Source organism: Mesorhizobium album (assembly GCF_033977205.1).
Classification (GTDB): domain Bacteria; phylum Pseudomonadota; class Alphaproteobacteria; order Rhizobiales; family Rhizobiaceae; genus Mesorhizobium; species Mesorhizobium album.
In genome coordinates this window covers 105,262-117,883 of the sequence record NZ_JAVIIW010000011.1, presented here as the reverse complement: position 1 = coordinate 117,883, position 12,622 = coordinate 105,262, and the positions used below count along the sequence as shown (strand labels likewise).

Genomic DNA, 12,622 nt, shown 5'->3' with positions numbered 1-12,622 from the left:
AGCCGCCACCCAGGCTCAATCTTCTTCTTCCGTGGCGACGAGCTTCCAGTTCGGATCCCGCGAGCGGGTGTCGCGGAAGAAAGTCCAGACGTCCTTGACCTCGGCGACTTTCTCGGGATCGCCATCGATGACGGCGCCGACCTTGTCGCGGGTCGCCGAAATCAGCTCGCTGACGATACGCAGTGTGATATGCGCCTCGGTGCCCTTCATCTCGGCGGCGACGATGTCGACCTTGTCGATGCCGACGAAGGAGGATTGGATCTTTTCCGATTTCGCCTCACGCTCGCCGATCGCGGCGGCGAAGCTGTCAAAGACCTCGCGAGACAACAGGTTCTTCAGCGTTTTGCGGTCGCCGTCGGCAAAGGCCATGACGATCATCTCATAGGCCATCTTGGCGCCGTCGATGAAGGTCTTCGGATCGAAGGACGGGTCGTTGTCCTTGATCGTGCGCAGACCCTTGTTGAGATCGCTGTCGGGCTTGGCGAAGGCGTCGATCGCGGCATAGGTCTCGGCCGCCGTCTCACCCGGCATGCGCTTGCGCGGCAGCGACACCACATTTTCGGGCTTCTTGGTCGCGTCCGGCGTGCGGCTTGCCGAATAGGGATCGAAAGGCGGGCGCTCGTTTCCGGTGCGACGGCCCAGCACGTTGCGGAGCTGGAAGAAGATCACAACCGCCGCAATCAAGAAGAAAATCGTGCCGAAGTCGAAGAAACCCATATCTTCCGCCAATTCGATCCCTGTCCTGGCCGGACCGCCGGGCCCTGACAGAGGCGGCGGCCGCATAGCGTTCAACACCCAAAGCATATAGAACGGCGGGCGCAATCATTCAAATCAAAGGCAGCCATACCTATCTAAGAGCGCCAGGGCCAGCGGCGATTGCCCGAAGGCCCGCAAAAGAAGAAAGCGATCGGCCAAAGACTTGCGCGTTTCACTCTTCCCGCTGTTCCTACTCCTGCTGCCGCTCCTGGAGATCGCCGGCTTCGTCATCGTCGGCCGCGAAATAGGCGCTTTGGCAACGGTCGGGCTGGTCATCCTTTCCAGCGTCGCCGGCAGCCTGCTGCTCAGGCATCAGGGTTTCGGCGTCATGGCGCGGGTGCGGGCGGAAATGGATGCCGGGCGCGATCCCAGCCGCCAGCTGGCGCATGGCGCGATGATCGTGCTGGCGGCGATCCTGCTCATCATCCCCGGCTTCATCACCGATATTTTCGCCATCCTGCTCCTGCTGCCGCCGGTGCGGGATCTTGCCTGGCGCCTGCTCAAGAACCGCATCGTGATGGCGACGAGCTTCAGCAGCGGCTTTCGCGCCCGCGGCCGCGACAAGATCATCGATCTCGACGACAGCGACTATTCGCGCGCCGACGATTACACGCGCGGCCCCGACCACAATTCCCCCTGGCGGCGGCTGAAAGACGACTAGTGCCGTTTCGCGGCGATTGTGACGCTTCGAGCGTTTGCGGATAGGCGTGACCCGCTCAGCCATCGTCCTGTGCGCCAGCGACGCCGGTGATCACCAATTTCAGTCGAACGAAGGAGGAGATTGTGCAATGCCGCTCGAACTCATCAACCCGGACGATCTGCCAGTCCCAGAGATGTACACACAGGTTGTCGTCGCGACGGGGTCTAAGCTGGTGTTCGTCTCCGGTCAGCAGCCCGAAGACATATGCGGCAAGCTCGTTGGGCATGGTGATTTCGCGGCGAAGGCGCGCCTGGCATTCGGCAATCTCGGCCGAGCGCTCAGCGCGGCAGGTGCACGGCCTGACCAAGTTTGCAAGATCACAATCTACATTGTCGATTACAAGCGCGATGAACACGTTCCGATCATCGAAGAAGCGCAGATTTCCCTGTTTGGGGATCACAAACCGGCGAATGTGGTGGTCGCCTGCGTCCATGCCAGGTCCGGAGTTGCGGTCGGTATGCACTTTTTGGGCGACATGCGATTGCCCGATGCATGTCGGTATCCAAAACCGCTACGCACTTTTGGGCGACAGGCATAAAGGCGGCAAAACTTGTTTTGTCCTGCCGACCATGGTAGCGAACCCCCGATTTCAATCCGGTCAGCAATGCTGCCCAGGCAAAAGGACAAAGGCTCATGGCCAGCAATGATGACGGCGCGGCGGGCGCCGCAAACGGCAACGGCAACCAGGCACAGCCTTCGCTCAACGTGCTTGCCCAGTATGTGAAGGACCTGTCCTTCGAAAGCCCCGGCGCGCCGAATTCGCTGCGCGGCCGCGACAAGGCTCCGGGCATCGCCATCAATGTCAACGTCAACGCCAATCCGCTTTCGGACAAGCAGTTCGACGTCAACCTGACCTTGAACGCCAAAGCCTCCTTCGACCAGGAAGTGCTGTTCAATGTCGAGCTGGTCTATGGCGGCGTCTTCGCCATCAGCGGCTTCCCGCAGGAACATATGCTGCCGATCCTGTTCATCGAATGCCCGCGGCTGCTGTTCCCCTTCGCCCGCCAGATCATCGCCGACGCCACCCGCAACGGCGGCTTCCCGCCGCTGATGCTCGACCCGATCGATTTCGCGCAGATGTTCCAGCAGCGCATTGCCGAGGACCAGGCGGCGAGCAAGGTGAAGGTGAGCTGAGAGGCGATACCGCAAACCTATCCGAAGCCCGGCCTCGCGCCGGGCTTTTTTGTCTTCGACTTTTGCGATTTGCCGCTATGACATCTCAGTCGTCATCCTAGGGCGGAGCAAGGAGCGAAGCGACGCGCGCAGACCCTAGGATCCATGCCGTTACACTAAAGCGTTGCAACGGTTACAGAATTCTGCACCGTTGCAATCTACGGCAGAGGTCACGGCATGGATACTCGGGTCAAGCCCGAGTATGACGAAGGGATGGGCGATTCGGCTAACCGCGGCGGTCGGCGCCAGAAGCGGCCGCTCAACCCGCGGCCGCCACCTTCAGCCACAGCGCCTTTTCACCCAGCGCCGATACCAACCCGGCATGCGCGGCGCGGTCGGCCTCGGTCAGTCGCGGCGGTAGGGCGATGGGCCTTGCGCCGATCGTGATGTCGATGTCGGCCACCTCAGTGCCGTTCGCCTGCGCCGCCACGGCGTCCAGGATCAGCGCTGCCTGCTTGCCGCCGATGAGCTCGATATAGACCTCGGCCAGCAATTCGGAGTCGAGCAGCGCGCCGTGCTTGGTGCGGCGGGTGTTGTCGATGCCGTAGCGCCGGCAGAGCGCATCCAGCGAATTCGGACCCATCGGATGCTTGCGGCGCGCCAGCGCCAGGGTGTCGACTATTGAGCCGGGATCGATGGCCGGATGGCCGAGCCGGCTGTATTCGAGGTTAAGGAAGCCGATGTCGAAGGTGGCGTTGTGGGCGATCAGCTTGGCGCCGTCGGTGAAAGCCAGCCACTCCTCGACAACTTCGGCGAAGGTCGGCTTGCCGGCCAGGTCGGCCGCGCTGATGCCGTGCACGGCCTGCGCCTCGACATGGATCGCGCGCCCCTGCGGATTGATGAATTTGTGGAAGGTGCGGCCGGTCGGGAAACGATTGACCAGCTCGACTCCGCCGAGTTCGATGATGCGGTCGTCGCGCAAATCGAGGCCGGTGGTTTCGGTATCGAAGATGATCTCACGCATTCGAATCAGTCCGCTGCAAAGAGCAGAATCACAAACCGGAACAAAATGGCAATATGCACTGCTGACAGGTGGCGTCAGGAGGCGTCCTTGCCGGACTTATCCCCCGTCAATTCGCTAACGATGGCTGCGACCGCGGCGCGCGCGGCGTCAAAACCCTGGCCGGTGTCGACGATGAAATCGGCCTGACGACGCTTTTCGGCGTCCGGCACCTGCTTGGCGAGGATGGCGGCGAATTTTTCCTCGCTCATGCCGGGCCGCTCCAGCACACGGGCGCGCTGGATCTCGGAAGGCGCGGTGACGACCACGACCTTGTCGACCCGGTTGCGGCCGCCGGTCTCGAACAGCAGCGGAATGTCGAGCACGGCGATCGGTGCGCCGGCGGCGCGGTGGCGGGCAAGGAACGCATCGGCATCGGCGCGCACGAGCGGATGGATGATCGCTTCCAGCTTTTTCAGCGCGGCGGCATCGCCCAGCACCTTTTCGGCCAGCCTGGCGCGATCGACGACGCCGGCTTTTGTCGTGCCGGGAAAGGCCGCTTCGACCAGAGGGGCTGCCTTGCCGGAATAGAGGCGATGCACGGTCTCGTCGGAATCATGCACCGGCACGCCGGCTTCGGCGAACATCTTCGCCGTGGTCGACTTGCCCATGCCGATCGTTCCGGTGAGGCCGAGCACGATCATGTCCTTGTCCGCCGTCAATGCGCTTCGATGTCGGCGACGATCATGCGCCGCAATTCCGGCGTGACCTCAGGCCGCTTGCCGAACCAGCGCTCGAAGCCCGGAACCGCCTGGTGCAGCAGCATGCCGAGACCATCGACCGTCTTCAGGCCGCGCGCCCTGGCAGCGGCCAGAAGCGGCGTTTCCAGCGGCACATAGACGATGTCGGTGACGATGGCATGGCCGGGCAGACCGGCCGGATCGGCAGCAAGGGTCTCGTCGCCATGCATGCCAAGCGCAGTCGTGTTGATGAGCAGTCCGGCATCGGAAAGCAATTCGCCGACCGCGCCGGCGCCATGCGCGGAAACTCCGGCGCCGAATCGGTCGGCGAGTTCCTGCGCTCTTTGCAGCGTGCGGTTGACGATGCGGATGTCGTTCACGCGGCGCTGCTTCAGCGCGTGGATGACCGCGCGGGACGCACCACCCGCGCCTAGCACCACGGCCGGGCCATTCGCCGCCCAGCCCGGCGCGTAGTCATCGAGATTGCCGGCAAAGCCGAGGCCGTCGGTATTGCCGCCCCACAAGACGCCGTCCTCGAACCAGAGCGTGTTGACCGCGCCGATCGCTTCCGCCGCCGTGTCGCGGCGCTCGACCAGAGCGAATGCGGCTTCCTTGTGTGGGATGGTGACATTGCCGCCGCGATAGCCGTTGGCGCCAAGCGATTTCAGGAACGCAGCGAAATTTTCCGGCGCGACGTCGATCGCCTCATAGCTGCCGTCGATGCCGTATTTCGCCAGCCAGTGGCCGTGGATCTTCGGCGAGCGCGAATGCGCGATCGGATGGCCGGTGACGAAAGCCTTTTTCTCAGCCATCGATGGCTCCCAATGCACGCAATTCCTTCAGCACCGGCAGGAGCGGCAGGCCGACGATGGTGAAATAGTCGCCTTCGATCTTCTCGAAGAGCTGAATGCCCTCGCCCTCGATCTGGTAGGCGCCGACGCTTGCCAAGGCCTTGGCGCCGACCCGCGCCAGGTGCCGGCCGATGAAGGCGGGATCGAGCTTGCGCATGGTGAGATTGGCGATGCCGACATGGCGCCACAGCACCTCGCCGTTGCGGCAGAGCACGGCGGCGCTGTTCAACTGATGCGTCTTACCCGATAAGGCTAGGAGATGCCTCCGCGCGCCTTCCATATCGGCCGGCTTGTGGAAGATCTCATCGCCGAGCGACAGGGTCTGGTCACAGCCGAGCACCAGCGCGCCCGGCCTGCGCTCGCTGACTTCGGTGGCCTTGGCCTCGGCGAGGATCAAGCCGACATCCTCGGGAGACACGCCGCTGTCCTGCAAGGGCGCCTCGAGCGCGCGCTCGTCGACGTCCGCCGGCACTGCCTCGACGTCGAGCCCGGCATTGACGAGCATTGCCTTGCGGAACGGGCTGCCCGAAGCGAGGATGATTTTCTCGGCCATGCTGGTTCACCCACGGTTGCGACCCGTCCAGCACCCCTCATCCGTCTCGGCGCTGTGCGCCGAGCCACCTTCTCCCACAAGGGGAGAAGGAAAGTGCTGCGCTAACGCCGCTGCAAATCGCCACCTGGTGGTATCTACGGGACGCTGGCGCTACGTTCTTCCTTCTCCCCTTGTGGGAGAAGGTGGCCGAGCGAAGCTCGGTCGGATGAGGGGTGTTGGACGGAGTGCTCACTTATATCGCCTGCCCTAGCGCGTCTTCCCGCGCAGGGCAACGATGGCCGCGGCCGTTTCCTCGATCGAGCGCCGGCTGACATCGATCATCGGCCAACCATGCCTGGTGCAGAGTTGGCGCGCATAAGCGAGCTCCTCATTGATGGCGGCACGGTCGATATAATCGGTCGACACATAGGGGCCGGTGTTGCCGAGGATGCGGTTCTGGCGCACATGCGAGATGCGCTCGGCGGTGGCGACCAGTCCGACGATCAGCGGCGTCTTGGCATTGATCAGGCTCTCCGGCAGCGGCACACCGAGCACGATCGGAATGTTGGCGGTCTTGATGCCACGGTTGGCGAGATAGATGCTGGTCGGCGTCTTCGAGGTGCGCGAGATGCCGATCAGCACGATATCGGCATCCTCCATGTTGGCCGGCAGCTGGCCGTCGTCATGCTCCATGGTGAAGTTCAGCGCATCGATGCGGCGGAAATATTCGGCGTCGAGTACATGCTGGGCGCCGACGCGCCGGCCGGCGGGCGTGCCGAGATAGGACTGGAAGACGCTGAGCACGGGTTCGAGCACGGAAACGCAAGGGAGGCCCATCCCGGCGCTGCGCTCGTCGATGCTGCGCGCGAGCTTCTGGTCGACCACGGTGTAGAGAATGATGCCCGGCTCTTCCTCGATGTCCTCGAACACCTTGGCCACCTGCTTTTCCGTGCGGATCAGCGGATAGATATGCTCGATGGCGCGCGCATCCTTGTATTGGGCGGACGCCGCGCGACCGGCCGCCAGCAGCGTTTCGCCGGTGGCGTCGGAAATCAGATGCAGATGGAAGAAGCTTTGGGGTTTGTTCACAGGCGCGGTTCCAGGCTGTGGGCAGATGTGGACAAGGCTGAATGAAAAAGCCGATCCGGAAAGCGCGACTGTATCAGATGGCACCTTGTCCACAATTCGCCCCGCTGTAGGCTTTATCGCGGCGCTGGGGACAAAACCGGGGATCAACTTTTCTTGGCCGATATCATCCACAGAGCGGAGCCCGGAACCGGCAAGCCAAACTGCTGACTCTAAAGCTGAAATCCGGATCGTCCCCAGATCCCTCCAGTTTGCGAAAGAGGCTGCGCGACAATATGCTGACTGGCCTTTTCGAGCGGCAGGCGGGACAGGTCGCAACCACCACAACCAACAGACTCTTAGAATCAGAAAACTCTTTAAAATAGATCTTTGGTTTAAGAGACAGCGCATGACCCCGAGCCGGAGGTTCGGAAAGGATCATGCGCCAGATGATAAGTGCTACAGCGTCCTTTGCGCGTCTTAGGACGCGCGGCGCTGTAGAGAGAGAGAGAGAGAGAGAGAGAGAGAGAGGGCGAGCGCTGAATGCCTGGGAAACGGATCATGCTGGACGTCCTCAAGGGCAAGGCGCTCTCTCCGCCGCCGCTCTGGATGATGCGTCAGGCCGGTCGTTATCTTCCTGAGTATCGCGAGACCCGGAAGCGGGCCGGATCCTTCCTCGACCTCTGCTACGATCCAGACCTTGCCGTCGAAGTGACGCTGCAGCCGATCGAACGCTTCGGCTTCGATGCTTCCATCCTGTTCTCCGACATTCTTGTCGTGCCCAATGCGCTGGGACGCGAAGTCCGCTTCGAGGAAGGACACGGGCCGATCCTGAAGCCGATTGCGGCTGCCGAGATCCCGGCGCTGAACGGCGAAACGTTTCACGTGAATCTCGAACCGGTCTACGAGACGGTCCGCCGGCTGCGCGCGAAGCTGCCGGATGAAACGACATTGATCGGTTTCTGCGGCGCGCCCTGGACGGTGGCGACCTACATGATTGCCGGTCACGGCACGCCGGACCAGGGGCCGGCACGGCTTTTCGCCTATCGCGAGCCGGAGGCCTTCGCGCGGCTTCTGAAGATATTGGCCGACCGTTCGGCCGCCTATCTCATTCGACAGATCGAAGCCGGTGCCGATGCGGTGCAGATCTTCGATTCCTGGTCGGGCGTGCTCGACGAAGCGTCTTTTGACGCTTTCTGCATCGAGCCGGTGGCCGAGATCGTCCGGCAGGTGAAGGCGGCGCATCCCGATATTCCGGTAATCGGTTTTCCAAAGGGCGCCGGCGAGCGCTATCGCGACTACAGGAAGAAGACCGGGATCACCGGCCTTGGCCTCGACTGGACGGTGCCGCTGTCGATGGCGAGGGAACTGCAAGGCGAAGGCGCAGTGCAGGGCAACCTCGATCCGCTGCGGCTGGTTGCCGGCGGCAAGGCGCTGGCCGACGGCGTCGACGCCATCCTTCGGACCCTGGGCGACGGGCCACTGATTTTCAATCTCGGCCATGGCATCACGCCGGAAACGCCAGTGGCGCATGTCGAGGCCATGGTGAAAATGGTGAGGAGCCACCGATGACCGGCATGAGCAATGAAAACAGCATCGGCCAGGCGATGAAGCGCATGACGATCGGCATTGCCGTGCTCGTCGTGCTGACGGCGCTGCTCTTCTTCGTGGCGCCCGACAGTTTTTACCCTTGGGCAAAAGCCGTGCATGTGATTGCGGTCATCTCATGGATGGCCGGCATGCTCTATCTGCCGCGGCTCTTTGTTTATCATGCCGATGCCGAGAAGGGTTCCGCGCAGTCCGAGACCTTCAAGGTGATGGAGCGCAGGCTGCTGCGCGCAATCATCAATCCGGCGATGACGGTGACCTGGATTTTCGGGCTCTGGCTCGCCTGGAAGGGTTTCGGATTTCAGGGCGGCTGGCTGCACGCCAAGATCGCGGCGGTTCTTTTGCTTTCGGCGCTGCACGGCTACCTCGCCGGCGCGGTGAGAAAATTTGCCGAAGACCGCAATCAAAAGCCGGCCAGGCACTGGCGGATCGTCAATGAAATCCCCACATTGCTGATGGTCGTCATCGTCATCCTGGTGGTCGTGAAGCCCTTCTGAGGCTTCCGCGGATTCAGCCAGAAGGCCCAGCAAAAGGCGGCTTGCTCTTTCAGGCGACCGACGATAAAAGACGGGTCTTCCTTCCCGTCACGCGCCGCCCTTTTCTCGCTTCGGCCGCGCTCGGCATTTGTCGCATACCAGCCGATATTTTCTCCCCAAAGCCTACCCAGAGTCCATCTAATGCAAGAAATGAAACTCGCAGAGTTCAAGAACAAGAAGCCGCCGGAGCTGATCGCTTACGCCGAATCGCTCGAGGTGGAGAACGCCAGCGTCATGCGTAAGCAGGAGCTGATGTTCGCGATCCTGAAGAAGCTCGCCATCCAGGACGTCGAGATCATCGGCGAAGGCGTGGTCGAGGTGCTGCAGGACGGTTTCGGTTTCCTGCGCTCGGCCAACGCCAATTACCTGCCGGGTCCCGACGACATCTATATTTCGCCGTCGCAGATCAGGCGTTTTTCGCTCAAGACCGGCGATACGGTCGAAGGGCCGATCCGCAGCCCGAAGGAGGGTGAGCGCTATTTCGCGCTGCTCAAGGTCAACACCATCAATTTCGACGATCCGGAAAAGATCCGGCACAAGATCCACTTCGACAATCTGACGCCGCTCTACCCGACCTCGCGGTTGAAGATGGAGGTCGACAATTCGACCAGCAAAGACATCTCGCCGCGCGTTATCGACCTGGTCGCGCCGATCGGCAAGGGGCAGCGCGCGTTGATCAACGCGCAGCCGCGCACCGGCAAGACGGTGCTGTTGCAGAACATCGCGCACTCCATCACCGCCAATCATCCAGAATGCTATCTGATCGTGCTTCTGATCGACGAGCGTCCGGAAGAAGTCACCGATATGCAGCGCTCGGTTAAGGGCGAGGTGATTTCGTCGACCTTCGACGAGCCGGCGGCGCGCCATGTGCAAGTCGCCGAAATGGTGATCGAGAAGGCCAAGCGCCTGGTCGAGCACGGTCGCGACGTCGTCATCCTGCTCGATTCGATCACGCGTCTCGGCCGCGCCTACAACACCGTCGTGCCGTCATCCGGCAAGGTGCTGACCGGCGGTGTCGATGCCAACGCGCTGCAGCGCCCGAAGCGCTTCTTCGGCGCCGCCCGCAACATCGAGGAAGGCGGCTCGCTCACCATCATCGCGACCGCGCTGATCGATACCGGCAGCCGCATGGACGAAGTGATCTTCGAAGAGTTCAAGGGCACCGGCAACTGCGAAATCCAGCTCGACCGCAAGGTGGCCGACAAGCGCATCTACCCGGCGATCGACATCCTCAAGTCCGGTACCCGCAAGGAAGACCTTTTGGTGCCGCGTTCGGATCTGCAGAAGATCTTCGTGCTGCGCCGGATTCTCGCGCCGATGGGAACCACCGACGCGATCGAGTTCCTTATCGACAAGCTCAAACAGACCAAGACCAACGCCGACTTCTTCGATTCGATGAATACGTGATTGGAGGCGGTTGCCCTCCTCTTCGTCATCCTCGGGTCAAGCCAGGCTTGACCCGAGGATCCATGCCGTGGCCTACGCGAATGGCGCGGCGGAGCAGAATTCTGCACCGTTGGCGACGCTTCGATGTAACGGCATGGATCCCAGGGTCTGCGCCGCGTCGCTTCGCTTCTTGCTCCGCCATAGGATGACGAAGTTCGCTATGGCCGCCGCAACAGCTTCTCCAACTCCGCCGGCTCTGTAACCGCCGGCAAGCACACCTGCCCGCTGCAGAACCAGGCGCCCGGCTTGTCCGTCGGCGGCAGCGCGCCGCCGGGCAAAAGCGGTCGATTCGCCTCCGTTCCGATCGGCACGACAATATCGACCCGACGCGGGTCGGGATTTCGATTCGCCACCGGAACAAGACTTGAAGATGCCGGCTTGTCGACAAGGACGAGCTTCAGCGGCTCGAGCGACAGCGCGCAGGCGTTGACGATGCCGGCCTGACCATAGGCCTGGCGGGCGGCGCGGCCCATCGCGTGCTCGGCTGTCGTCCAGGCCTTTTCCCATAGATCGGGAACGCCGGTGAGTGAAGAGAACCGCACCAACGCCTCGACGATCTGACTGGTAGCCGACGGGATCGCCTCGTCGACGTCGCCGCGGATGCGGATCGGGACGTCGCCGCCGTCGGATGCCGTCAGATAATAGCCGGTCTTGTCGCTGTCCTGGTGCCAGCGGTCGAGTTCACCGATGAACTGCCGGGCGTGGTCCGAATAGGCCGAATCGCCGGTCGCCTCGAACAGCGCGATAGCGGCATTGGTCATGGCGGCATAGTCGCTGGACAGCGCCGGAAAGAGTTTTTTCTCGCCAAGCATGGAATGCGGCAGACGGCCGTCCTCGCCTGCGGTGACGATGTGGGCGAAGGCCCTTGCCGCGGCTCCGACCCAGTCGGGCCGCGCGAAGGAGCGGCCGGCTTCCGTGAGCGCGGCGATCATCAGCCCGTTCCAGTCGGTGAGAGCCTTGCCGTCGCGGCCGGGCCTGATGCGCTCTTCTCTGGTGGCCAGCAGTTTCGCCTTCAACGGCGTGAGCTGGGCGTAATCGGCGATTCCCTGGCGCTGCTGCGCCTCACTCTGGCGGATGATCGGCTTGCCTTCCCAGCCATGCGGCGCGGCAAGCTCGAAATATTGGAAGAACGCAGCCGCATCGCTGCCGAGCGCGGCTTCGACCTCGCCCCTGCTCCAGGTGTAGAACAGCCCCTCCTTGCCTTCGCTGTCGGCGTCGAGGCTGGCGGCAAAGGCGCCGCCTTCGACCCGCATCTCGCGCAGCAGCCAGGCGACCGTTTCCTCGATTCGCCTCCGGAACAAATCATTACCTGTCGCCGCATAAGCCCAATTGCAGATGCGGATGAGCTGGGCGTTGTCATAAAGCATCTTCTCGAAATGCGGCACCAGCCATTCGGCATCGGTCGAGTAGCGGCTGAGGCCGCCGCCGACATGATCGTAGATGCCGCCGGCGAGCATTTTTTCGAGGCTGAGCAGCACGGCATCGCGATGCGCGGTGTGGCCGTCGCGCAGCCAGGACAGCCACAAGGTCTGCATGAAGGGCGCATTGGGGAATTTCGGTGCGCCGCGCAGGCCGCCGGCATCGCGGTCGATCGTGCTGTCGATGCGGTCGGCGAGGTCGGCAAGCGCGCCGCGGTCGAGCACCGCCCTCCCTTGCGCGCCGGCCAGCTGCGATTCGACATGGGTGGTCAGCCCGTCGGCGCTTTCGGCGAGGCTTTGCTGCTTCTCCCGCCACGCCTTGTCAACCGCTTCCAGCACCTGGATAAAGCCCGGCCGGCCATAGCGCGGCTCACGCGGGAAATAGGTGCCGCCCCAGAAAGGCTTGCCTTCCGGCGTCAGGAACATGGTCAGCGGCCAGCCGCCCTGCTCGCCCATCGCCTGCAGCGCCGCCATATAGATCTGGTCGATGTCGGGGCGCTCCTCGCGATCGACCTTGATATTGACGAAGAGCCGGTTCATGACGGCGGCGACGGCGTCGTTCTCGAAGCTCTCATGCGCCATGACATGGCACCAGTGGCAGGCGGCATAGCCGATGGAGAGAAGGATCGGCCGTTCGAACTCCTTCGCTTCGGCGAGTGCGGCCGGCGACCACGCCCGCCAGTGCACGGGGTTTTCGCTGTGCTGCTGCAGATAGGGGCTGGCCTCTTCGGCAAGCAGGTTTCGCGCGGGCAGGGTCACGATGAACGGCTCGGCTTGATCGTTGATTAGCAAGGCAATTCCGGGAAAGCTCCGCAGCGGTGTTTCCGTCTGGAATTGGTGGAAGAAAAATACCTAGG

At 62.7% G+C, this 12,622-nt stretch carries 13 protein-coding genes; 6 read left to right on the top strand and 7 right to left on the bottom strand.

Features of this window, described 5'->3' with window-relative positions; all coding sequences use genetic code 11:
* Positions 1 to 15: 15 nt before the first annotated feature.
* Positions 16 to 717, bottom strand: a complete 702-nt coding sequence (locus tag RFN28_RS11975; protein WP_320287548.1) for a Tim44/TimA family putative adaptor protein — start codon at positions 715 to 717, stop codon at positions 16 to 18.
* 202 nt (positions 718 to 919) lie between these two features.
* Here RFN28_RS11975 and RFN28_RS11970 point away from each other — a divergent pair, with 202 nt between their 5' ends.
* The 3 genes from RFN28_RS11970 (at position 920) to secB (ending at position 2,590) form a co-directional block, all read left to right on the top strand.
* Positions 920 to 1,417, top strand: coding sequence for an FxsA family protein (locus tag RFN28_RS11970; protein WP_320287547.1), 498 nt, complete (start codon positions 920 to 922; stop codon positions 1,415 to 1,417).
* A 127-nt stretch (positions 1,418 to 1,544) separates the two neighbouring features.
* Positions 1,545 to 1,994, top strand: a complete 450-nt coding sequence (locus RFN28_RS11965; RefSeq protein WP_320287546.1) for a RidA family protein — start codon at positions 1,545 to 1,547, stop codon at positions 1,992 to 1,994.
* Between the two features lie 95 nt (positions 1,995 to 2,089).
* Positions 2,090 to 2,590: a protein-export chaperone SecB gene (gene secB, locus RFN28_RS11960; RefSeq protein WP_320287545.1), complete on the top strand. Its 501-nt coding sequence runs from the start codon at positions 2,090 to 2,092 to the stop codon at positions 2,588 to 2,590.
* 298 nt (positions 2,591 to 2,888) lie between these two features.
* Here the strand turns inward: secB and dnaQ are convergent, their stop codons facing one another.
* From dnaQ to RFN28_RS11935, 5 genes are all read right to left on the bottom strand, one after another.
* Positions 2,889 to 3,593: a DNA polymerase III subunit epsilon gene (dnaQ, locus tag RFN28_RS11955; protein ID WP_320287544.1), complete on the bottom strand. Its 705-nt coding sequence runs from the start codon at positions 3,591 to 3,593 to the stop codon at positions 2,889 to 2,891.
* A 74-nt stretch (positions 3,594 to 3,667) separates the two neighbouring features.
* Complete coding sequence (gene coaE, locus RFN28_RS11950; protein ID WP_320287543.1) at positions 3,668 to 4,273, bottom strand: dephospho-CoA kinase; 606 nt, start codon at positions 4,271 to 4,273, stop codon at positions 3,668 to 3,670.
* A gap of 14 nt (positions 4,274 to 4,287) precedes the next feature.
* A complete protein-coding gene (locus tag RFN28_RS11945) occupies positions 4,288 to 5,121 on the bottom strand; it encodes a shikimate dehydrogenase (protein WP_320287542.1) in 834 nt (277 codons plus the stop codon).
* Positions 5,114 to 5,713 carry a Maf-like protein gene (locus RFN28_RS11940; protein WP_320287541.1) on the bottom strand — a complete coding sequence of 200 codons (600 nt, stop codon included), beginning with the start codon at positions 5,711 to 5,713 and terminating at the stop codon, positions 5,114 to 5,116. Before RFN28_RS11940 ends, RFN28_RS11945 begins: the two co-directional genes overlap by 8 nt.
* Before the next feature lie 246 nt (positions 5,714 to 5,959).
* On the bottom strand, positions 5,960 to 6,781 hold the full coding sequence (locus tag RFN28_RS11935) for a pyruvate, water dikinase regulatory protein (RefSeq protein WP_320287540.1): 822 nt from the start codon (positions 6,779 to 6,781) through the stop codon (positions 5,960 to 5,962).
* A 519-nt stretch (positions 6,782 to 7,300) separates the two neighbouring features.
* On the opposite strand from RFN28_RS11935, the gene hemE reads away from it, so the two are divergent.
* The 3 genes from hemE (at position 7,301) to rho (ending at position 10,308) form a co-directional block, all read left to right on the top strand.
* The gene (gene hemE / locus RFN28_RS11930; RefSeq protein WP_320287539.1) at positions 7,301 to 8,329 is read left to right on the top strand and encodes a uroporphyrinogen decarboxylase; all 1,029 of its coding nucleotides are present in this window, start codon (positions 7,301 to 7,303) and stop codon (positions 8,327 to 8,329) included.
* Positions 8,326 to 8,862, top strand: a complete 537-nt coding sequence (gene hemJ, locus RFN28_RS11925; RefSeq protein ID WP_320287538.1) for a protoporphyrinogen oxidase HemJ — start codon at positions 8,326 to 8,328, stop codon at positions 8,860 to 8,862. The genes hemE and hemJ overlap by 4 nt, the downstream gene beginning before the upstream one ends.
* 180 nt (positions 8,863 to 9,042) lie before the next feature.
* Positions 9,043 to 10,308, top strand: coding sequence for a transcription termination factor Rho (rho, locus tag RFN28_RS11920; protein ID WP_320287537.1), 1,266 nt, complete (start codon positions 9,043 to 9,045; stop codon positions 10,306 to 10,308).
* 197 nt (positions 10,309 to 10,505) lie between these two features.
* Here rho and RFN28_RS11915 read toward each other — a convergent pair whose 3' ends face one another.
* Positions 10,506 to 12,524 carry a thioredoxin domain-containing protein gene (locus tag RFN28_RS11915; RefSeq protein WP_320287594.1) on the bottom strand — a complete coding sequence of 673 codons (2,019 nt, stop codon included), beginning with the start codon at positions 12,522 to 12,524 and terminating at the stop codon, positions 10,506 to 10,508.
* Between the last annotated feature and the right edge of the window lie 98 nt (positions 12,525 to 12,622).